The organism is Pasteurella canis, from assembly GCF_020810675.1.
In the GTDB taxonomy this organism is placed as follows: domain Bacteria; phylum Pseudomonadota; class Gammaproteobacteria; order Enterobacterales; family Pasteurellaceae; genus Pasteurella; species Pasteurella canis.
On the sequence record NZ_CP085871.1, the window covers coordinates 2,073,398 to 2,096,301 of the forward strand.

Here is a 22,904-nt window from a genome sequence, read left to right on the forward strand (position 1 = left end):
AGCTTGGTGTAAAGCAATGTACGCTCAAGTGCGGTGAAAATTTTCAACATTTCAACCGCACTTGAATAAGTTTAACTCCGACAGGAGCAAATCTGTGAAAGACTTAGTTAAGTTTTTAAAAGCACAATCAAAAACGAGTGAAGATTTTGATGTGATCAAAATTGGTTTAGCATCACCGGATATGATCCGTTCTTGGTCATTCGGTGAAGTTAAAAAGCCTGAAACCATTAACTACCGCACATTCAAACCAGAACGTGATGGTCTTTTCTGTGCCCGTATCTTTGGTCCAGTAAAAGATTATGAATGTTTATGTGGTAAATATAAACGTTTAAAACATCGTGGAGTGATTTGTGAAAAATGTGGTGTTGAAGTAACGCAAACTAAAGTGCGTCGTGAGCGTATGGGGCATATTGAGCTTGCTTCACCTGTTGCACATATTTGGTTTTTGAAATCACTACCATCCCGTATTGGTTTATTGCTTGATATGCCATTACGTGATATTGAACGTGTTTTATATTTCGAATCATATATTGTGATTGAGCCAGGAATGACTGATTTAGAGAAAGGTCAGTTATTGACTGAAGAGCAATATTTAGATGCAGAAGATCGCTGGGGTGATGAGTTCGAAGCAAAAATGGGTGCAGAGGCAATTCAAGCTTTATTGCGCGATATGGACCTGCCTCAGGAGTGTGAAAACTTACGTGAAGAATTACAAGAAACTAACTCAGAAACTAAACGTAAGAAAATCACGAAACGTTTAAAACTTTTAGAAGCATTTATTCAATCTGGTAACAAACCAGAGTGGATGGTGATGACTGTATTACCAGTATTACCACCAGATTTACGCCCATTAGTACCACTTGATGGTGGTCGTTTTGCAACGTCAGATCTGAACGACTTATACCGTCGTGTGATTAACCGTAACAACCGTTTAAAACGTCTTTTAGACTTAATCGCACCAGACATTATCGTGCGTAATGAAAAACGTATGTTACAAGAATCTGTCGATGCGTTATTAGATAATGGTCGTCGTGGTCGTGCAATTACGGGTTCTAACCGTCGTCCATTAAAATCACTTGCGGATATGATCAAGGGCAAACAAGGTCGTTTCCGTCAAAACTTATTAGGTAAACGTGTTGACTACTCAGGTCGTTCTGTAATCACAGTAGGTCCATACTTACACCTACATCAATGTGGTTTACCGAAGAAAATGGCGTTGGAATTGTTCCGTCCATTTATCTATGCAAAATTAGAGAGTCGTGGTTTTGCTTCAACGATTAAAGCTGCGAAGAAAATGGTTGAACGCGAAGATGCGATCGTATGGGATATTTTAGCGGATGTTATTCGTGAACACCCAATTTTGTTAAACCGTGCACCAACATTGCACCGTTTAGGTATTCAAGCATTTGAACCATTATTGATCGAAGGTAAAGCGATCCAGTTACACCCACTAGTTTGTGCGGCGTTCAACGCAGACTTCGATGGCGACCAAATGGCGGTTCACGTACCACTGACATTAGAAGCACAGTTAGAAGCACGTGCGTTAATGATGTCAACCAATAACATTTTATCACCAGCAAACGGTGAACCTATTATTGTTCCATCACAAGACGTTGTATTAGGTCTTTACTATATGACGCGTGACAAAGTGAACGGTAAAGGCGAAGGAATGTTGTTGCAAGACCCTCGTGAAGCGGAGAAAGCGTATCGTACAGGTCAAGCTGAATTACATTCTCGCGTAAAAGTACGTATCACAGAATATGTGAAAAACGCAGCAGGCGAGTTTGAGTCTAAAACTCACTTAGTAGATACTACGATTGGTCGTGCGATTCTTTGGATGATTGCACCAAAAGGTATGCCATTTAGCTTGTTTAACCAAACATTAGGTAAAAAGGCAATTTCCAAGTTAATCAACGAGAGCTACCGTCGCTTAGGTATGAAGCCAAGTGTGCTTTTCGCTGACCAAATTATGTATACAGGTTTTGCGTATGCAGCTCGTTCTGGTTCATCTGTCGGTATTGATGACATGGTGATACCTGCGAAGAAATACGAAATTATCTCTGCAGCAGAAGAAGAGGTAGCAGAAATTCAAGAGCAGTTCCAATCAGGTTTAGTTACTACTGGTGAGCGTTATAACAAAGTGATCGATATTTGGGCTGCTGCAAACGAACGTGTTGCTAAAGCGATGATGGAAAACTTGTCTACAGAAGAAGTAATTAACCGTGAAGGCAATCCAGAGAAGCAGGCATCCTTTAATAGCATCTTCATGATGGCGGACTCTGGTGCTCGTGGTTCTGCGGCACAGATTCGTCAGTTAGCAGGTATGCGTGGTCTAATGGCTCGTCCAGATGGTTCGATCATCGAAACGCCAATTACGGCAAACTTCCGTGAAGGTCTAAACGTATTACAGTACTTTATTTCAACACATGGTGCACGTAAAGGTCTTGCGGATACTGCATTGAAAACAGCAAACTCAGGTTACTTAACTCGTCGTTTAGTTGATGTTGCACAAGACTTAGTAATTGTTGAAGATGATTGTGGTACACACGAAGGTATCATCATGACACCATTAATTGAAGGTGGTGATGTTAAAGAAGCATTACGTGATCGCGTATTAGGTCGTGTGGTTGCAGAAGACGTATTAAAACCTGGTACAGAAGATGTATTAATTCCACGTAATACTTTATTAGATGAGAAATTATGTGATGTGATCGATGAAAACTCGGTCGACAGTATTAAAGTACGTTCAGTTGTAACTTGTAATACAGATTTCGGCGTATGTGCTAAATGTTATGGTCGTGATTTAGCGCGTGGTCACTTGATTAACCAAGGTGAGGCTGTAGGGGTTATTGCAGCACAGTCAATCGGTGAGCCAGGTACACAGTTAACAATGCGTACGTTCCATATCGGTGGTGCGGCATCTGCAGCAGCAAAAGAATCTAGTGTTCAAGTAAAAAATGCAGGTACGTTACGTTTAGCAAATGTGAAATTCGTTACTAACAATGAAGGTAAGCTAGTATTAACTTCACGTAATACTGAGTTGACGATTATTGATGCATTTGGTCGTACGAAAGAGCATTATAAAGTCCCTTATGGTGCGATTTTAAGCAAAGCGGATGGTCAGGAAGTTAGTGCAGGTGAAACTGTTGCGAACTGGGATCCACATACTATGCCAGTTGTTTCTGAGGTAAGTGGTTTCGTTAAATTTGTAGATATTATCGATGGTTTAACAGTCACACGTCAAACAGATGAATTAACAGGACTGTCATCAATCGTTGTGCAAGATGTAGGTGAACGTGCTACTGCAGGTAAAGATTTACGCCCAGCAATTAAGCTTGTTGATGCAAAAGGTAATGATATTTTGATTCCAGGCACAGATGTAGTTGCACAGTATTTCTTGCCAGGTAAAGCTATCGTAACTTTAGATGATAGTGCTGAAGTACATATCGGTGATCCATTAGCACGTATTCCACAAGAATCTGTAGGAACGAAAGATATTACTGGTGGTCTTCCTCGTGTTGCTGATTTATTTGAAGCACGTAAACCGAAAGAACCTGCAATTTTGGCAGAAATTTCAGGTATTGTGTCATTCGGTAAAGAAACGAAAGGTAAACGTCGTTTATTAATTACACCAGTAGAAGGCGAAACTTACGAAGAAATGATTCCTAAATGGCGTCAGCTCAACGTATTTGAAGGCGAGATGGTTGAGCGTGGTGACTTGATTTCTGATGGTGCAGAAACGCCACATGATATCTTACGTTTACGTGGTGTTCATGCAGTAACTGATTATATCGTTAATGAAGTACAAGAAGTTTACCGCTTGCAAGGGGTAAAAATTAACGATAAACACATCGAAGTTATTGTGCGTCAGATGTTACGTAAAGCAATCATCACTAAAGCTTATGACTCTGAATTCTTAGAGGGTGAGCAAGTTGAGGTTGCACGTATTAAGATCGTGAATCGTAAGCGTGAAGCAGAAGGTAAACCATTAGTTGAATTTGAACGTGAATTGCTTGGTATTACCAAAGCATCTCTTGCAACTGAGTCATTTATCTCTGCAGCATCATTCCAAGAAACAACACGTGTGTTAACTGAAGCTGCAGTTGCGGGTAAACGTGATGAATTACGTGGCTTGAAAGAGAACGTCATTGTTGGTCGTTTAATCCCAGCGGGTACAGGTTTTGCTTACCATCAAAATCGTCAGAAAAAAGTTGTGATGTCTGACGATATACCTGTTAAGCTATCAGCAGCAGATGAAGAAGAAATTGCAGCAGAGTTTGTGATGACTTCAGAAGATGCAAGTGCAAGTTTAGCTGAAATGTTAAATATGGTTGAAACTGACGAAGCATAAACAATCAGCGTTATTAACTAAAAAACCCCGAGCGGATGTTCGGGGTTTTTTGTTCGCTAAATCATAAAATTCCTTTTATAATGGTTATACTTTATTCAATTAAAATCGCTAAAGTGCGGTCAGTTTTTCAAAATTTTATGAGTTTATATGAAATTAATTCAACCAGATGACACTGGTTTTTGGTTATTAACACAAGGTTCGTCTTTGCACCTTATCAATGGCCAATTACCAAAAGGAAGAGCAATTGACTTGGGGCTACAAGGATTAAAAGCAAGAGTAATAGGTGAGTTAGAGCAGCATCCCGTTTATTTGGTTGAGGAAAGATTATCTGATTCAAGAGAGTATTTTTCTTTACGTGACCTACTTTTTTTACCAGAAGATGTGTTTAATTTATTAAGTCGTGGAGTTGAGCTTAATTACTTTTTAAATACACACAAATTTTGTGGTAAATGTGGTTCTCCAACACAAATTTCGCCTAGTGAATGGGCAGTAGAGTGTCAAAATAATCATTGTAAATATTGTATTTATCCTGTAATTCATCCTTGTATTATTGTAGCTATACGCCGCGGCAGTGAGATTTTATTGGCTAATCATTTACGCCATAAAGGTGGTATTTATACTACACTCGCTGGATTTGTCGAAGTGGGTGAAACTTTTGAGCAAGCCGTACATCGAGAAGTGTTTGAAGAAACAGGGATTACAATTAATAATCTACGTTATTTTGGTAGTCAGCCTTGGGCATTTCCGAATTCAGCAATGATTGGCTTTTTAGCTGATTACGAAAGTGGAGAAATTTGTTTGCAAGAAGCAGAGATTTGTGATGCAAAATGGTTTCGTTATGATTCTAATTTGCCAGAGCTTCCTCCAAGAGGAACAATTGCATTGAAATTAATTGAGCATACATTAGCATTGTGTGCAGAAGAAGAAAGGAAAATAAAATGACAGCATTGAAAAATGATCGTTATTTGCGTGCATTATTACGAGAGCCTGTGGATATGACACCTGTTTGGATGATGCGGCAAGCTGGACGTTATTTGCCTGAGTATAAAGAAACACGTGCAATAGCTGGTGATTTTATGTCTTTATGCCGTAATGCAGATCTGGCTTGTGAGGTGACTTTACAACCGTTGCGTCGTTATCAACTTGATGCGGCTATTTTATTTTCTGATATTTTAACTATTCCTGATGCGATGGGATTGGGGTTAAGTTTTGGTGTCGGGGAGGGACCTAAATTTGCTTATCCAATTGACAGTAAAAGCGCGGTGCTAAATTTGCCAATTCCTGATCCTGAATGTGAATTGCAATATGTCATGAACGCTGTACGTACTATTCGCCGTGAATTAAAAGGCGAAGTACCCTTGATCGGTTTTTCTGGTAGTCCTTGGACACTTGCTACTTATATGGTTGAAGGTGGTAGTAGTAAAGCCTTTACTAAAATTAAGAAAATGATGTATACCGACCCACAATTATTACATCAATTACTTAATAAGCTAGCGGATGCTGTTATGTTATATCTCAATGCACAAATCAAAGCTGGTGCACAGTCTGTGATGATTTTCGATACTTGGGGTGGGGTGTTAGGTCATCGTGAATACTTAGACTGCTCATTACAGTATATGCACAAGATTGTTGATGGTTTAATACGGGAAAATGAAGGACGTAAAGTGCCTGTGACATTATTTACTAAAGGTGGTGGTTTGTGGCTAGAAGCAATGGCAGAAACGGGATGTGATGCAGTTGGTTTAGATTGGACAGTGAGTCTTGTACAAGCTAGAGAGCGAATTGGACACAAAGTAGCATTACAAGGTAATATGGATCCATCAGTATTATATGCTTCTCCAGCACGTATTGAACAAGAAGTGCGGTCGATTTTAGCTGATTTTGGACAAGGTAGTGGTCATGTATTTAATTTAGGTCATGGTATTCATCAAGACGTCCCAGAGAATAGCCCTAAAGTTTTTGTTGATGCAATTCATCAATATTCGAAGCAATATCATAAATAATGAAGAGCAGTAAAATCATGAGAAATCCAATTCACAAACGTTTAGAAAACCTCGAAGTTTGGCAACATGTCACTTTTATGGCTTGCCTATGTGAGCGTATGTTACCTAATTTTCAATTGTTTTGCCAAATGACTCAACAAGATGATAAGGCTAAAGCTTATCAGAATATTCTTAATTTAGTATGGGAATATTTAACTGTTAAAGGAGCAAAAATTAACTTTGAAAATCAATTGGAAAAGTTAGAACAAATTATTCCCGATGTAAATGATTACACCTTTTATGGAGTGTTGCCTGCAATTGATGCTTGTGAAGGGTTATCAGAGTTATTACACGCTATTATTGCTGGCGCAACGTTAGAGCAAGCAATTAAATTAAGTCAGCTTTCTTTGCAGACAGTTTCTACATTATTAGAAACAAAAAATGATCGCGAATTGACTGAAAATGAGTTAAAAGAAAGTGAGGATATACAACAGGAATTAGATGTACAATGGCAGATATATCGTAGTTTAAAAGAATATGATGAGCGTGATATATCTCTGATATTAAGCTTAAAAAGTGAGCTGAGAGAGAGTGGAATCTCCAATATTGGTATAAAAAACGAGCAATAATGTGATGTTTATTACAATTTTTAAAAATCTTGCTTTGTTTTATTACCAACTTAGATTAAGCTTGATATTGCTGTAGTCACAGTGATGATAGTTATTGGAAACACACCGTGTTTTTCCTTAAAATTTGAATAAAGTAGAAGGTATTTATTTATGAATAAAACGGACTTAATCGATGCAATTGCAAGTGCAGCTGATTTAAATAAGAAACAAGCTAAAGCAGCATTAGAAGCTACTTTAGAAGCAATTTCTGGTAGTTTAAAAGCAGGTGAACCAGTGCAATTAATCGGCTTTGGTACATTCAAAGTAAACGCACGTAAAGCACGTACGGGTCGTAACCCACAAACTGGTGCAGAGATTAAAATTGCTGCATCTAAAGTGCCAGCATTCGTTGCAGGTAAAGCATTGAAAGACGCTGTAAAATAATTAAGTCATCCTTTTTACACTTTGAAAACTCTGTGATAATTCACAGAGTTTTTTTATTGTTCTTATTGCTCCAAATGATTAAATTAATTTGCATTTTATCAGCAAGGCTATAATATACGACACTTTGTGATTAAGTTTTTAACTGAATACATATAGTCATTTAATTTATTTAAATTTAATAAGTTAGATTTGATTTTTTAAGAGGAAAACGTAATGTGTGGTATTGTCGGTGCTGTATCGCAGCGTGATATAACGAGTATTTTAGTAAATGGATTACATCGTTTGGAGTATAGGGGCTATGACTCCGCTGGAATTGCCGTTGTTAATGAACGACAGCAGCTGCAACGTTTACGCTGTTTAGGCAAAGTAAATGCGTTAGAACAGGCGATTATGATGCATCCGTTACGTGGTGGAACAGGGATCGCACATACTCGTTGGGCTACACATGGCAGACCTTCTGAAGATAATGCCCATCCTCATGTGTCTGAAAACTTTGCTGTTGTGCATAATGGGATCATTGAAAACTATCAGACTCTTCGTATTATGTTGCAAGATAAAGGTTATTTTTTTCAATCGCAAACTGATACTGAAGTGATTGCACATCTAGTTGCATGGGAAATGCGTACTGCAATGTCGTTATTACAAGCTGTACAAGCGGTAGTAAAGCAACTTAAGGGCACTTATGCTATTGTGGTTATGGATTGTGAAAATCCACGTCACCTCATTGCGACATGTTCAGATAGCCCGTTAGTCATTGGTTTAGGGCATAATGAAAATTTTTTTGCTTCAGATCAAATTGCATTAGTCGACGTAGCAAAGCGTTTTATCTTTTTGCAAGAAGGCGATATGGCAGAAATTACCTCAGATTCTGTACAAATTTATGATTTGGAAGGAAAAAGTGTTGAGCGTGAGCAACAGCATATTATTTTTACTAGTGAAGCTGTTGAAAAAGGCGAGTTTCGCCATTTCATGCAAAAGGAAATTTTTGAACAACCTACCGCACTAATTAACACAATGGCTGGTCGAATAAGTCACGATCATATTTTATTAGACAGTATTGGGCATAATATAACCGCTTTGTTAGAAAAAGTTGAACATATTCAAATTGTTGCTTGTGGTACGTCTTATCATGCTGGAATGGTAGCTCGCTATTGGTGTGAAGAATTAGCTGGCGTGAGCTGTGATGTTGAAATTGCTTCTGAGTTTCGTTATCGCCAATCCATCACTCGCCATAACAGCTTATTTATTACATTATCACAATCAGGTGAAACAGCAGATACGCTTGCAGCATTACGTTTAGCTAAAACGAAGGACTATTTAGGCGCTATAACGATTTGTAATGTTGCAGGATCTACATTAGTAAGAGAATCTGATTTTGCTTTTATGACACATGCTGGTGTTGAAATTGGCGTAGCATCAACAAAAGCTTTTACTACTCAATTAGTGAACTTGCTAACATTAGTGAGTGCAGTTGGTAAAGCCAAGGGATCACTTTTAACTCAACAAGAACAGGATATTGTGCAAGCGTTAAAGTTATTACCAACAGAAATTGAGAATGTATTAGCACTTGCACCTGAAATTGAAAACTTAGCACAAGATTTCGTTGAAAAACAACATGTCTTATTTTTAGGACGTGGCGAGTACTATCCTATTATGTTAGAGGCGGCTTTAAAACTAAAAGAAATTTCTTATATTCATGCTGAGGCGTATGCTGCGGGTGAATTAAAACATGGACCATTAGCTTTAGTTGATAAAAATATGCCAGTGATTATTATTGCACCGAGTAATGAACTATTGGAAAAAGTGAAATCAAATATTGAAGAAGTTCGTGCTCGTGGAGGACAACTTTATATTTTTACAGATGACCAAGCAGGTTTTTCAGCAGGCGAAGGAATGAAAATTATGAGTATGCCAAAAGTGAATGCGTTAATAGCCCCTATTTTTTATATTGTTCCTCTGCAACTGTTAGCTTATTATGTCGCATTGATAAAAGGGGCAGATGTAGACCAACCAAGAAATTTAGCTAAAGCAGTAACAGTTGAGTAGTGCTCACTATAGTATATAAATTGGGTTGTATCTTACTACGTTTTTAGCTCTCAGTAGTGTGGGGAGTGGATAGGCCATAGTATTTCGCTACAGATTACAACTTATCTGCGTGATGAATCATAACGAAGCGTTCCCACAGTTGTTCGTTGCTTTCAATGTGCTCTGGATCTGTAATAATGCAGTTATTGATTGGGCAAACTTTTTGGCAAGTGGGGATATCATAGTGCCCGACACATTCTGTACATAAGGTAGGATCTATAATATAAATTTCTTCACCCATTGAAATAGCCTGATTTGGACATTCTGGCTCACACATGTCGCAATTTGTACATTTGTCTGTGATTAAAAGTGCCATTATCTTTGTCCTTTGCTATTGCTATGTTAAAGTGAAGGCGTCAGATTATAATGAATACAATCTAAAAGTGAAGTAGGAATTTTATGAACGAGAAAAAAACACTACAGCTTTCTATCTTTGTCGTTTGTTTTTTTATATTTTTATTATCAGGTTGGTATTATTTTTCTAAACAAAAACAAGCTGTTGGAATTATTGTTGATCGCAATTATGACTATGTCATGAAAAATGATCCTATAGGGCAAAATGCGAATGCGCCTACAGATTACTATACTTTTGTACTGTCTTGGTCTCCAGCTTTCTGTGACAAACAGCGTCAACGTTATGGTGAGAACTTACCTAATTCTTTACAATATCAATGTGGTCTGACACAACAATTTGGTTGGGTAATTCATGGGCTTTGGCCGCAAAATGAACGTGCTAGACGAGTTTCTGATCAACCTCGTTTTTGTCAAGGTGATTTGCCTATTGTACCACAAGAGATCATTGAGCAATATTTACCTGAATCACCAAGTGCAAACTTATTACAAGGTGAATGGGAAAAGCATGGCGCTTGTGCCTTTACGCATGCAAAAGATTATTTTGAAAAACAACATGAATTGTACCGCACTTTAAAGTTGCCGAATTATGCACTTAGCCGTAATGAATTATTTCAATGGTTACGTAAAAATAACCAGCAATTAAAAAATGCATATTTAGGCGCAAGTCGCAATGAATTATTTATTTGTTATGATTTGAATTGGAAAGTAATTGATTGTCCAAGAAGCCGAACAGGATATTAATTTTTATTTATTAAATAATGAAAAATGTTTGATCTAACGCAGTTACACTCTAGTTATAAAGGGGTATACTATTAGTAGTTTTTTCAAAATTTTAATTTAACTAATAAAGAGGATAAGATATGTCAGTAATCAAAATGACAGACTTAGATTTAGCAGGTAAACGTGTGTTTATTCGTGCTGATCTAAATGTGCCAGTAAAAGATGGTAAAGTGACTTCTGATGCACGTATTCGTGCAACTATTCCAACTTTAAAACTTGCTTTAGCAAAAGGTGCTAAAGTGATGGTCACTTCGCATTTGGGTCGTCCGACAGAAGGTGAGTTTGACGAAGCAAATTCTTTGAAACCTGTTGTTGATTACTTGAATACACATTTAGACGTGCCAGTTCGTTTAGTACGTGATTATTTAGATGGTGTTGATGTCAAAGAAGGTGAAATCGTTGTATTAGAAAACGTTCGCATTAATAAAGGTGAGAAGAAAAATGATCCTGAATTAGGTAAAAAATATGCAGCCCTTTGTGATGTGTTTGTGATGGATGCATTTGGTACAGCGCACCGAGCTCAAGCATCAACTTATGGTGTCGCAGAGTATGCGCCAGTCGCTTGTGCAGGTCCATTACTTGCAGCAGAATTAGATGCATTAGGTAAAGCATTAAAAGAGCCTGCTCGCCCAATGGTAGCAATCGTTGGTGGCTCAAAAGTATCGACTAAATTAGAAGTATTAAATTCGTTATCAAAAATTGCAGACCAAATCATTGTAGGCGGTGGTATTGCGAATACTTTCATTGCGGCAGCAGGTCATAATGTAGGTAAATCACTTTATGAAGAAGATTTAATTCCTGTGGCAAAAAATTTAGCAGCAAGTACAGATATTCCTGTTCCAGTTGATGTACGTGTTGGTACTGAATTTTCTGAAACAGCCTCCGCAGTAGAAAAAGCTGTTACAGAAGTACAAGATAACGAGTCTATTTTTGATATTGGTGATAAATCAGCAGAACAGCTCGCTGAAATTATTAAAAATGCAAAAACTATTCTTTGGAATGGTCCAGTAGGTGTATTTGAGTTCCCTAATTTCCGTAAAGGAACCGAAATTATTTCTCACGCCATTGCAAATAGTGAAGGATTCTCTATTGCAGGTGGTGGCGATACTTTAGCAGCAATTGATTTATTTGGTATCAAAGATAAAATCTCTTATATTTCGACTGGTGGTGGTGCATTCTTAGAGTTTGTAGAAGGTAAAGTGTTACCTGCGGTTGAGATTTTAGAAAAACGTGCAAAAAGTTAATTCAGGCTATAATTGAAGATATTATGATGATGTGAAAAAAAACATCATCATAAAATAATGATTATAAAATGGTGAGTTAAACACCTTATAACAACATAAAAAGGAAGCAGAAAAATGGCTAAACTATTAGATCTTGTAAAACCAGGTGTGGTGACTGGTGATGATGTACAAAAAATCTTTGCTTATGCAAAAGAAAATAATTTTGCAATCCCGGCAGTAAACTGCGTTGGTTCTGATTCAGTAAATGCAGTATTAGAAACAGCTGCTCGTGTTAAAGCGCCTGTTATTATTCAGTTTTCAAATGGTGGTGCTCAGTTCTATGCAGGTAAAGGTTTAAAACCGACAAGTGGGGCGCGTACAGATGTATTAGGCGCTATTGCTGGTGCAAAACATGTCCATCAATTAGCTGAAGAATATGGTATTCCTGTTATCCTTCATACTGACCATGCAGCAAAAAAATTATTACCTTGGATTGATGGTTTGCTTGATGCAGGTGAGAAGCATTTTGCTGAAACAGGTAAACCGTTATTCTCATCTCATATGATCGATCTTTCTGAAGAGCCAATGGAAGAAAATATGGCTATTTGCCGTGAGTATCTAGCTCGTATGGATAAGATGGGGATGACACTTGAGATTGAAATTGGTATTACTGGTGGTGAAGAAGATGGTGTAGATAATTCAGATGTTGATGAATCTAAACTTTATACACAACCTGAAGATGTGTTGTTTGTTTATGATCAATTAAATCCAGTTAGCCCACGTTTCACAATCGCAGCAGCATTTGGTAATGTACACGGTGTTTATAAACCAGGTAATGTGAAATTGAAACCATCTATTTTAGGTGCTTCACAAGAGTTTGTTTCTAAAGAACGTAATTTACCTGCTAAATCATTAGATTTTGTGTTCCATGGTGGTTCAGGCTCAAGCCGCGAAGAAATTCGTGAAGCGATTAGCTATGGTGCAATCAAAATGAATATTGACACTGATACACAATGGGCATCTTGGGAAGGTATCTTAAAATTCTATAATGCTAATAAAGATTATTTACAAGGTCAGTTGGGTAATCCAGAAGGACCAGATTCACCAAATAAAAAATACTATGACCCACGTGTTTGGTTACGTAAAATGGAAGAGTCAATGTCCAAGCGTTTAGAGCAATCTTTTGAAGATTTAAATTGTGTTGATGTATTATAAGATCTAATAAAAAATATAACCGCACTTTTAATGTGCGGTTTTTTTTAACTATTTATTCAATAAGTTAATATGGAGTAGTAATGATATTAACAAAAAAGAAAACTATATTGTTATTTGTTAATTTTGGTGTAAGCCTATTTTTTCTATTTATCTTAAGTGTTAAAGGCGGACATAATATTGCCCCTACCTTTTTCATTATTATAGGGCTTATTTATTTCATTACTTTTTTCCTTAGAAAAAAGATATGGGTTATTTCCGCATCAGATAAAGCACTGATGTTAAGCTATATAGTTTATTTTAGTTTATTTTTACTTTCTTTTATTGTACATGATGGTAGATTGAAGGAACTTGATAACCCTGTTCGTGTACTGCTTTTTTTACCTTTATTACTTTTATTTAGTCATTACCCAGTTAATTTTAAGACAATTATACTCAGTATTCCTGCTGGTGCTGCTATCGCAGGTCTTGTTGCATTTTATGATAGTTTTATTCTAAAGAGTGCTGCTGCATATTCACCTAGATTGTTACAAATTCAAGGGGGTGATATTGCAATGAGTTTAAGTATGTTTTCTTTAGTAACAAGTTTATATTTTTGGGCGCATAAAAAATATTTTGTCATGCTTTTATCCCTTTTTGCCATGTTAGCGGCTATTTTGGGCAGCTTTTTATCCACAGCAAGAGGTGGCTGGATTGGACTACCTATTGTAATACCATTAATCCTATATTGTTTTAGGCAGAGTTTATCAACAAAATTTATAGTAAGTTTTATTGCCACAGTACTCATCGCAATAGTGAGTGTTGCGATGCTGCCTCAGTTAAAAGTAATGCAGAGAGTATATGAGGCTGAAGAGGAAATTACGGCGTATTTTGTCGAAAATAATAGTAGTACATCCGTTGGGGCACGTTTTGACATGTGGAAAAGTGCTTTATTGATGGCAAAAGAAAAACCAATATTAGGTTGGGGGAGTGAAGGAACGAATACAGAAAGAAAAAAGCAAGTGGAGTTGGGGGTTATTAGCTCATTTGCAGGACAGTTCGAGCATGCTCATAATCAATATTTGGATGATTTATCAAAGCGAGGAAGCTTAGGACTATTATCTCTGTTGTGTATATTTCTTGTGCCGCTCTATCATTTTATGCAACACTTAAAGACAGCTTTCTTAGAACAGAAAACGATAGCCTTGCTTGGTATAGTTCATATCATCTCAACAATGTTTTATTGTATTAGCCAAAGCTTTTTCACTCATAATTCTGGCAATGTATTTTATTTTTTCCTGATTCTCATCTTTTATGGTGCATTAAAAGCATTTGAAATAAAACAAATAGAAAAATAAGGTGTTTTTGAACACCTTATTTTTTATAATTCTTGTTCATTTTGTTTAATAAATTAATACAGCCGCCCAAACAACTAATACATTCATCATTGCAATGAACACCGCAGCAGAACCAAAATCTTTTGCTCTACCTGACAATTCATGATGTTCTAGCCCAACTCGATCAACTACTGATTCGATAGCACTATTGACTAATTCAAACGCGAGTACTAATAGTAATGAACCGAGCATGATTGCGATTTCAATGCCATTTTCGGCTAACCAAAATGCAAGTGGCACAAGAAATAAAGCCGCAAAAAGCTCATGGCGAAAAGCTGTTTCAAATTTGACCGCACTTTTTAATCCCTTAAGTGAGTAGCCCGTAGCTTTGATTAAATGAGTAAGACCTGTTGTTTTATACATTTTTGTTATCCTCAGGTTGATGCATTAGAGGCGTTTAGCTTCAATGACATCTTCTAATTTTGCTAATCGAGTCAGAATTTTACTTAAAATTTGTACATTATTCAGCTCAATTTCCATATCAATTGTTGCTACTTGTTTTTTAGTATCTGTCCGACTAGATACACCAAGTACGCTAATTTTATCGTTTGCTAATACTGTTGTAATATCACGTAAAAGTCCATTACGATCGCTGGCTACAACTCGAATACTAATTTTAAAGCCACTTGCATAATTTTCTCCCCAAACAGATTCTACTACACGTTCAGGATGAGCATTTTGTAGTTCAAGGAATTGCTCACAATCACTACGGTGGATTGAAATACCTCTTCCCATCGTAATATAGCCCATGATGTGATCGCCAGGAATAGGTTGGCAACAGCGTGCAATATGATGCATCAAGTTACCTACACCCTCAACAATCACGTAACCTTTTGGTTTCTCTTTTTGTTGATTATTTGCCGCACTTTTACTTGTGACATGGCGTAATATTTCTTCATCAACTTCTTGTGCAGTTGTTTTAATCAGTTTATTTTGCAAGAAATTCATTAAGTGGTTAAGGCGAATATCTCCACCACCTAAACCTGCATATAAATCCTCTAAATTTTTTAGGTTATAGCGTGGTAATGCATGTTGCTCTATTTGTTTTAGAGTAATGTTTAAACGCGCGATTTCGTTATCCAACATATCCTTACCTGCTGGAATATTTTTATCTCGATCTTGCTTTTTAAACCAAGCATGAATTTTGGCTCTTGCTTTTGCAGTATGTGTGAAACCAAGATTTGGATTCAGCCAATCTCGACTAGGGTTAGGATTTTTTTGTGTAATGATATCAATTTGATCACCCATTTGAAGCTGGTAGGTGAACGGTACAATTCTTCCTCCTACTTTAGCGCCAATACAACGGTGACCAATTTCGCTATGAATACTATAAGCAAAATCTAACGGTGTTGAGCCTGTTGGGAGGTCAACAACTTCTCCTTTAGGAGTAAAGACATAAACACGATCATCAAATACCTGACTACGCATTTCTGCCATAATTTCACCTGAATCGGTAATATCATCTTGCCATGCAAGTAATTTGCGTAACCAAGCAATTTTTTCTTCATAACCAGAGCGTCCACCTACAGCACCTTCTTTATATTTCCAATGTGCAGCGACACCAAGTTCTGCATCATCATGCATTTGCTGTGTGCGTATTTGGACTTCAATAGGCTTTCCACCTTGTCCTAATACAACAGTATGGATAGATTGATAGCCATTGGGTTTTGGATTTGCAACATAATCATCGAATTCTTTAGGGATATGTTTGAAATGAGTATGGACAATACCGAGAGCAGAATAACAGTCTTGTAATTTTTGTACAATAATACGTACAGCACGAACATCATATAAATCACTGAACTCTAAGTGCTTTTTTTGCATTTTTCGCCAAATACTATAGATGTGTTTTGGTCGTCCATAGACTTCTACATTGTCAATATTGTGTTTTAAATAACTACTTAATTCAGCAACAAAATCTGCAATATATTGTTCGCGATCTAATCGACGTTCTTGTAATAGTTTTGCAATACTACGATATTGCTCAGGATGTAGATAACGGAAACAATAGTCCTCAAGCTCCCACTTAAGTTGTCCAATACCTAATCTATTTGCTAGTGGTGCATAAATATTAGCACATTCTTTTGCCGCCAGTACTTTATCTTCTTCAGAACAATTTTGTTCAGCATCACGTAGAAAAGTAATACGTTCAGCCAGTTTTATAATGACACAACGGAAGTCATCTACCATTGCTAATAGCATACGACGTACATTATCAACTTGTGAGTTATTTGCAGATTGGCTCGCATTGAGTTGGCGAATATTATCCATCTCAATTACGCCTTTTGCTAATTTACCAATATTAGTACCAAATTCTTCACTAATTTGAGTAAGTTCAACGAGCCTATGCTGAATGATAGGGTACAACATAGCTGTTAGTAAGCTATCTGCATCCATATTTAAACTATATAGAATTTCGACCATCTCAACACCAGAATTTAGGGAGCAAATGGACTGTTCATTAACTTGGGCTGAAATTTGTTGTGAATAATGCCATGCTCGAATAAGGCTTTCTTTGACTGGTTGTGCTAATTCTAATTGGGCACACCATGTTTCAATCCTAAAATCTTTTGGATTGACTAAATGAGAACTTCGTACTGCAACCATAATCTACCCTTATTCTTTTTCAAATAAACTGACGGATTCTAAGTGTCCTGTATTAGGAAACATATCAATCATTGCGACTTTTTTAAGTCGATAGCCAAATTGTTGTAAAATTTCAGTATCTCGTATTAACGTCGCTGGGTTACAAGATACATATAAGATTTTTTCTGCATTTAGTTCGCATAATGCCTTGAGTGCGAAGGCCGCACCACTGCGAGGTGGATCGAGTAAGATTTTATTAAATTGTTGTGTAGCCCAGCTTTGATCTGCAAAAGATTTATCTAAATCTGCTTGGTAAAATTGGACATTCTTACGTTGGTTTTGTTCCGCATTTTTTCGGGCTTTATGCACCATTTCCTCTACACCTTCGATACCAACAACATGTTGAGCTCGATAGCTTAAGGGAATTGTAAAATTACCCATGCCACAGAATAAATCTAACACATGATCTGTTTCTTTCAATTCCAACCAGTCTAATGCCATATTGACCATTTTACTATTTAACAATGGATTTACTTGGATAAAATCACGCACATCAAAATGTAATTGGAGTTTATCAAGCTGATAATAAGGTAACTGACCATAGACGTGTTGTAGTTGATGGTCATCTTGTAAAAATAGCATTAACTGTTGTTTTTCAGCAAATTCTAACAATAAAGAGCGGTCTGTTTTACTCAAATTTCCGCTGTGACGTAATAACATAGCAATACCATTATCCGCTTTTACAAGTTCGATATGCCCTAAGTTGTTTGGAGTCGACCACATTGCAAACAGATTATGTAATTTAGGTATTAGTTGACTTAATACGTTTTCTAATACATCACATTGCTGAACGTGAATAATTTGCTGTGAGTTTTTTTGCCGAAATCCAATGTCGAGTTGGTTTTTGCTTTGATTGTATTTCATGCTTAGCTTAACTCTGCGTCGATAATGCCATTGTTCTCCTGTTAGCATAGGCATCAACATAGCTTGTGGCTGCAGTTTCGTCAAACGTTGGAATAATGCTTTTTGTTTAGTCTCTCGTTGCAGCTCTAGGGGAATATGTTGGCTTTGACAACCACCACATTTGCCATAATATGGGCATTTAGGTTGTTGTCTTTTAGGATTAGTCTGTAAGATTTTAGATGCACTGCCTTGTCCATATTGACGTTTTTCCTCAATGATACGGACTTCCACTTTTTCTCCAGGTAATGCATTTTCAATAAACCACGTTTTGCCTTGTACTTTTGCAACACCGACACCTTGATAATCTAAATCAAGAATGTGTGTAATAAATGTTTTCTTGTTTTTGGGTGGCTGTTTATGAGTGTAAAGTAAAACCATAGTCTATTTCTGATATAACATATATTGAGTAAATAACTCTCGGCTTTTCAATGGTTTATTCCCTAAATAAGGTTTCAGTGCAATCCGAGTAAAACGCTTCGCTGCTTGTAGAGTCGCAGCGTTATTAAATTGACGAGCTTCAAATGCAAGTAGCTCACGTCCATAAAAAGTTAAATTATCTTTAATTAATGAAGCAATGAATCCTTTTTCCTCACGGTAACGATAGGTCATATTTTCATCCACCACTTCACCAGAGCCTGCACAATGGCAAAAATCTACTCCATAGCCTAAAGTTTGCAGGAGTTGAAACTCAAAATAACGTAAGCTAGGTTCGACTTGTTGTGGCGCTCTTGCTAATTCAGTTAAACAATGGAGATAATCTTGAAAAAGTTGAGGATAGGCAGTCTCAGGCTCAAGTACACGACTAATTAATTCATTAATATAAAATCCACTATATAATGCGACATGTTGTAATGGTAACGTAATTGCTGCGGGTTCAACTTTAGTTAATGTTTTTAATTCAGCACGACCTGTCCAACGTAATAATAATGGCGTGAAAGGCTGTAATACGCCTTTTAGCGAAGAGCGTTTTGAACGAGCGCCTTTCGCAAGTACAGTTACACGTCCAGTTTCTTCAGTGAATAAATCAACTAATAAGCTGGTTTCGCTATAAGCTCTGCGATGTAATACAAAGCCACGTTGCCAGTTTTCGATAATATGCCTCATTTCTGCTAAATTAAGTCTCGCGTATTTTATCAGATTTTTGATTACTCTTTTTACTCTTTATAATTTATTTTCATCATCAAAAGATAAAAAAAGTGCGGTAATTTATACCGCACTTGAGTTTATTAGATAAGCGTTAATTAATTTTACCAAATTGACCATTTTGTACATCATACATTGCCTGTATAAGCTCATCGTTTGTGTTCATCACAAATGGGCCATAGCCAGCGATAGGTTCATTAAGTGGCTCACCTGTTAAAATGAGTAGTTTCACATCATTATTAGCTTCAATATGTACATTCTTGCCACCTCGCTCAAACGTAATTAATTCACCACGACGTGCTATATCCTCATTATTTACTTGTATTGTGCCATCAAGTACCAAAATAATCAGGTTATGGCTTTTTGGTACATTATAAGTGTAAGCTTTGCCTGCATTCATTTTTACATCCCACATATTGATTGGGCTAAAAGTTGTAGCAGAACCAGTGACATCATTTAATTCTCCCGCAATAATACGAACATAACCTGCATTATCAGCCAATTCAACAACAGGAATATCTGTAGATTTAATTGCTTGATATTTAGCGGGGGTCATTTTATGTTTCGCAGGTAGGTTTACCCATAGCTGTACCATTTCAAACATTCCTCCTTCACGTGAGAATTTCTCGGAATGAAATTCTTCATGCATAATGCCGGCACCAGCTGTCATCCATTGGACATCTCCTGTCCCAATGATACCGCCACCCCCAGTAGAATCAGCATGTTGGACTTCACCTTGATAAGCAATGGTCACTGTCTCAAATCCTCTGTGTGGATGTTCACCAACACCACGAAAATCACTTTTACGTCCACCATCAAAATAACGTGGAGGGTTATAATCCATTAATAAAAAAGGATCTACATTTTTTTCTTTATCTTGATAACTGAACATTGATTGGACATGGAAACCATTACCAACCCAATGTTTTGCTGGTGCATAGTGAACTTGTGCAACTTTTTTCATTTTGTCCTCTCTTAGTTAAGTCATTAATTTTTCTTAGCGATTTCGCATAAGTGTGGTTATTATATATTTTCATTTTTATTTATAAATTGCATATTTGTTTAAATATTATTAACAAATAGTTGATTATTGTGTGGGATATACACGGATTTATCTGACTGAAAATAGGCTTTTCTGATATGATAGCTAACAAGATAATTTAACGAATTAATATTATGAGAATACCAAGAATTTATCACCCAACTTTATTACAACAGGTGAAATATTGTACATTAAGTGATGATGCTGTTAATCATGTTAGTCGAGTTTTACGTATGCAAGTTGGTGAGCGGTTAGAATTGTTTGATAGCAGTAATTATACTTATGCGGCTGTTATCACTCAGTTAAGTAAAAAAATGGTGGAAGTTGAAATCTTAGATCAACAGTTAGATGATCGTGAAAGCCCTCTTAAAATTCACTTAGGACAAGTTATTTCACGAGGTGAGCGAATGGAATTTACCATCCAAAAATCTGTTGAGTTAGGAGTAAATATTATCACACCGTTATGGTCCGAACGCTGCGGTGTGAAGTTGGATGCCGAACGTATGGATAAAAAAATTCAACAGTGGCAAAAAATTGCAATTGCAGCTTGTGAACAATGTGGACGTAACATTGTGCCTGAAATTCTCCCAATGATGAAATTACAGGATTGGTGTGCAGAAAAAGATGGGAGTTTAAAGTTGAATTTACATCCCAAGGCCCAATATTCAATTCGTACTCTACCTGAAATCCCAGCAGAAGGCATACGGTTATTGATTGGGGCTGAAGGTGGATTATCTGCACAGGAAATTAGGCAAACTGAGCAACAAGGGTTTACTCAAATATTATTAGGAAAGCGTGTATTGCGTACTGAAACAGCTGCATTAGCAGCGATTACTGCATTGCAAATTTGTTTTGGTGATTTAGGATAAAAGAGATGATGGAATTACAAGACCATTTTTTAATTGCTATGCCACAAATGGAAGACGATTATTTTTCTCATTCTGTGGTCTATATTTGTGAGCATAATGAGCAGGGTACAATGGGGTTAGTTCTTAACCAACCCACTGATCTCAGTATTGCAGAACTTTGTGCCAAGATGAATTTTATGATGAAGACTAACCGCACTTATGGTGATGATTTAGTGTTAGCTGGAGGACCTGTCAATATTGAGCGTGGTTTTATTCTACATACTCAAGCTGGGCAAGATTTCAAACATAGTTATAAAGTAACAGATCATTTATCGCTCACTACTTCTGCTGATATTATCGATACTTTTGGTACACAAAATGCACCTGAAAAATATTTAGTGGCTTTGGGTTGTGCTAGTTGGACACCAAACCAGTTAGAAAATGAGATTGCTAATAATGATTGGTTAGTTGTCCCTGCTAATGATCGTATTTTATTTGACGTACCTTACGAAGAAAGATGGTTAGAGGCTAATTTGTTATTAGGTATTCGACATCATAATTTAGTCTATCAAGCGGGACATTGCTAATGGCGATTACTGCACTTGCATTTGATTTTGGTACAAAAAGTATTGGTTGTGCGGTAGGGCAAAGTATTACTGGCACAGCACAAGCATTACCTGCATTTAAAGCAAAAGATGGGATTCCTAATTGGCAACAAGTTGAACAGTGTTTAATGGAGTGGAAACCTAATATTATTATTGTAGGTTTACCCCTAAATATGGATGGTTCAGAACAAGATCTCACGCTAAGGGCAAAAAAATTTGCTAACCGTTTACATGGGCGATTTGGTATTCGAGTCGAATTACAAGATGAGCGTTTAACCACGGTACAAGCGAGGGCTGAAATCTTTGAGTATGGAGGTTATCGAGCATTAGATAAAAGTAAAGTCGACAGTATTTCAGCCTGCCTTATTTTAGAGAGTTGGTTTGAAGAAAATAATGGATTAAATAAAAATTAATCTTTAACTCATCGTACCTTTAAGAAAATTGCTTCTTTTTGTCTATATTTTATCTAACTTTGGTTGATTTTATCAAAAAAAATTATAAAATTTGCGCCCCTTTAAGTTTAAGGATAAATATAAGGAGATGCAATGAAAAGGTTCTTACCTAGTCTTTTATTGTTGGGACTAGTAGCTTGTTCATCTAATCAGCAGATGTGTAATTGTCCTCAATCTGAATCTCAAACTCAAACTGATTTAGCTACACCATCTTCAACAGCAATACAATTTAAACCGTTACTCTCAAATATACCTTCAACACCATTTAATGTACTTCATTCATCTTATTCAGATGAACAACAGAAAGAAAAAACACCAGAACCTAGATTATTGAGTGGATTGACTCAGCCTGCTCCTCGTTCTAAAGGAGGGAATACGTTAGTATCGCCATCAGATTCATCAAATTTTATGACACTTATGGGGCAAAATGGTACCGTATTAACAGTGTGGGCTTTGGCAAAACGTAATTGGTTATGGGCATATGCCAATATAGATTCACAAGATTTTGGCATGATTCGTAATTGGAAAATGGAGCATGCTAAACATCGAGAGTTTTTTCGTTTTGTTAACCAATCTTTAGGTACATGTATAGAAGCTTATCAGAATGGTCTTATTCATGATACATGTAATCTCAATAAACTCGCTCAAGAGTTTGAGTTGTTGCCGACAGATAGTGGTGCATTTGTGATCAAAAGCGCGGCGCAAGGAAATTGTGTTACTTATAATCCAGTCAGTACAACAAATTATTCCACTATCACTTTATCAAAATGTGATGGTTCAACAACACCATTACGAGATCAAACATGGTACCTAGCTCCCCCGCTATTAAATGCGACTGCGATTAATTAAA

General features: G+C 36.8%; 20 protein-coding genes. 14 read left to right on the forward strand and 6 right to left on the reverse strand.

Annotated elements, in window-relative coordinates; translation table 11 throughout:
- Nucleotides 1-94: 94 nt before the first annotated feature.
- From rpoC to glmS, 6 genes are all read left to right on the forward strand, one after another.
- The gene (gene rpoC / locus K7G93_RS09735; RefSeq protein WP_226690323.1) at nucleotides 95-4,351 is read left to right on the forward strand and encodes a DNA-directed RNA polymerase subunit beta'; all 4,257 of its coding nucleotides are present in this window, start codon (nucleotides 95-97) and stop codon (nucleotides 4,349-4,351) included.
- A gap of 147 nt (nucleotides 4,352-4,498) precedes the next feature.
- Nucleotides 4,499-5,293, forward strand: coding sequence for an NAD(+) diphosphatase (gene nudC / locus K7G93_RS09740; RefSeq protein ID WP_049214721.1), 795 nt, complete (start codon nucleotides 4,499-4,501; stop codon nucleotides 5,291-5,293).
- On the forward strand, nucleotides 5,290-6,354 hold the full coding sequence (hemE, locus tag K7G93_RS09745; protein ID WP_226690324.1) for a uroporphyrinogen decarboxylase: 1,065 nt from the start codon (nucleotides 5,290-5,292) through the stop codon (nucleotides 6,352-6,354). The genes nudC and hemE overlap by 4 nt, the downstream gene beginning before the upstream one ends.
- A gap of 17 nt (nucleotides 6,355-6,371) precedes the next feature.
- Complete coding sequence (locus tag K7G93_RS09750; RefSeq protein ID WP_191135180.1) at nucleotides 6,372-6,962, forward strand: YjaG family protein; 591 nt, start codon at nucleotides 6,372-6,374, stop codon at nucleotides 6,960-6,962.
- Between the two features lie 150 nt (nucleotides 6,963-7,112).
- Nucleotides 7,113-7,385: a non-specific DNA-binding protein Hbs gene (gene hbs / locus K7G93_RS09755; protein WP_049214718.1), complete on the forward strand. Its 273-nt coding sequence runs from the start codon at nucleotides 7,113-7,115 to the stop codon at nucleotides 7,383-7,385.
- A gap of 213 nt (nucleotides 7,386-7,598) precedes the next feature.
- A complete protein-coding gene (glmS, locus tag K7G93_RS09760; RefSeq protein WP_223667818.1) occupies nucleotides 7,599-9,431 on the forward strand; it encodes a glutamine--fructose-6-phosphate transaminase (isomerizing) in 1,833 nt (610 codons plus the stop codon).
- Nucleotides 9,432-9,525: 94 nt separating this feature from the next.
- Here glmS and K7G93_RS09765 read toward each other — a convergent pair whose 3' ends face one another.
- Nucleotides 9,526-9,786: a YfhL family 4Fe-4S dicluster ferredoxin gene (locus K7G93_RS09765; protein WP_049214716.1), complete on the reverse strand. Its 261-nt coding sequence runs from the start codon at nucleotides 9,784-9,786 to the stop codon at nucleotides 9,526-9,528.
- An 83-nt stretch (nucleotides 9,787-9,869) separates the two neighbouring features.
- Here K7G93_RS09765 and K7G93_RS09770 point away from each other — a divergent pair, with 83 nt between their 5' ends.
- The 4 genes from K7G93_RS09770 (at nucleotide 9,870) to K7G93_RS09785 (ending at nucleotide 14,376) form a co-directional block, all read left to right on the forward strand.
- On the forward strand, nucleotides 9,870-10,565 hold the full coding sequence (locus K7G93_RS09770; protein WP_228400379.1) for a ribonuclease T2 family protein: 696 nt from the start codon (nucleotides 9,870-9,872) through the stop codon (nucleotides 10,563-10,565).
- Between the two features lie 119 nt (nucleotides 10,566-10,684).
- Entirely contained in the window at nucleotides 10,685-11,848 is a 1,164-nt protein-coding gene (gene pgk / locus K7G93_RS09775) for a phosphoglycerate kinase (protein ID WP_228400380.1), read from the forward strand.
- A gap of 114 nt (nucleotides 11,849-11,962) precedes the next feature.
- Complete coding sequence (gene fbaA / locus K7G93_RS09780; RefSeq protein ID WP_049214713.1) at nucleotides 11,963-13,042, forward strand: class II fructose-bisphosphate aldolase; 1,080 nt, start codon at nucleotides 11,963-11,965, stop codon at nucleotides 13,040-13,042.
- An 80-nt stretch (nucleotides 13,043-13,122) separates the two neighbouring features.
- Nucleotides 13,123-14,376: an O-antigen ligase family protein gene (locus K7G93_RS09785; RefSeq protein WP_228400381.1), complete on the forward strand. Its 1,254-nt coding sequence runs from the start codon at nucleotides 13,123-13,125 to the stop codon at nucleotides 14,374-14,376.
- Between the two features lie 45 nt (nucleotides 14,377-14,421).
- Here K7G93_RS09785 and K7G93_RS09790 read toward each other — a convergent pair whose 3' ends face one another.
- The 5 genes from K7G93_RS09790 to K7G93_RS09810 all read right to left on the reverse strand — a co-directional run bounded on the left by K7G93_RS09790 (nucleotide 14,422) and on the right by K7G93_RS09810 (nucleotide 20,071).
- On the reverse strand, nucleotides 14,422-14,778 hold the full coding sequence (locus K7G93_RS09790) for a diacylglycerol kinase (protein WP_115323476.1): 357 nt from the start codon (nucleotides 14,776-14,778) through the stop codon (nucleotides 14,422-14,424).
- A 24-nt stretch (nucleotides 14,779-14,802) separates the two neighbouring features.
- The gene (gene relA / locus K7G93_RS09795) at nucleotides 14,803-17,022 is read right to left on the reverse strand and encodes a GTP diphosphokinase (RefSeq protein WP_226690328.1); all 2,220 of its coding nucleotides are present in this window, start codon (nucleotides 17,020-17,022) and stop codon (nucleotides 14,803-14,805) included.
- A 9-nt stretch (nucleotides 17,023-17,031) separates the two neighbouring features.
- Nucleotides 17,032-18,342: a 23S rRNA (uracil(1939)-C(5))-methyltransferase RlmD gene (gene rlmD / locus K7G93_RS09800; RefSeq protein WP_223667821.1), complete on the reverse strand. Its 1,311-nt coding sequence runs from the start codon at nucleotides 18,340-18,342 to the stop codon at nucleotides 17,032-17,034.
- Nucleotides 18,343-18,345: 3 nt separating this feature from the next.
- Nucleotides 18,346-19,068 (reverse strand): DNA repair protein RecO, encoded by a 723-nt coding sequence (gene recO, locus K7G93_RS09805; RefSeq protein WP_226690329.1) that lies wholly within the window; start codon nucleotides 19,066-19,068, stop codon nucleotides 18,346-18,348.
- A 133-nt stretch (nucleotides 19,069-19,201) separates the two neighbouring features.
- Entirely contained in the window at nucleotides 19,202-20,071 is an 870-nt protein-coding gene (locus tag K7G93_RS09810) for a pirin family protein (protein WP_226690330.1), read from the reverse strand.
- Nucleotides 20,072-20,283: 212 nt separating this feature from the next.
- Between K7G93_RS09810 and rsmE the strand changes: the two genes are divergently transcribed.
- The 4 genes from rsmE (at nucleotide 20,284) to K7G93_RS09830 (ending at nucleotide 22,903) form a co-directional block, all read left to right on the forward strand.
- Nucleotides 20,284-21,018: a 16S rRNA (uracil(1498)-N(3))-methyltransferase gene (gene rsmE, locus K7G93_RS09815; protein ID WP_226690331.1), complete on the forward strand. Its 735-nt coding sequence runs from the start codon at nucleotides 20,284-20,286 to the stop codon at nucleotides 21,016-21,018.
- An 8-nt stretch (nucleotides 21,019-21,026) separates the two neighbouring features.
- Nucleotides 21,027-21,584 (forward strand): YqgE/AlgH family protein, encoded by a 558-nt coding sequence (locus K7G93_RS09820; RefSeq protein WP_115323611.1) that lies wholly within the window; start codon nucleotides 21,027-21,029, stop codon nucleotides 21,582-21,584.
- Nucleotides 21,584-22,015: a Holliday junction resolvase RuvX gene (gene ruvX / locus K7G93_RS09825; protein ID WP_226690332.1), complete on the forward strand. Its 432-nt coding sequence runs from the start codon at nucleotides 21,584-21,586 to the stop codon at nucleotides 22,013-22,015. Before K7G93_RS09820 ends, ruvX begins: the two co-directional genes overlap by 1 nt.
- A 132-nt stretch (nucleotides 22,016-22,147) precedes the next feature.
- On the forward strand, nucleotides 22,148-22,903 hold the full coding sequence (locus K7G93_RS09830) for a cytolethal distending toxin subunit A/C (protein ID WP_226690333.1): 756 nt from the start codon (nucleotides 22,148-22,150) through the stop codon (nucleotides 22,901-22,903).
- Nucleotide 22,904: the final 1 nt, after the last annotated feature.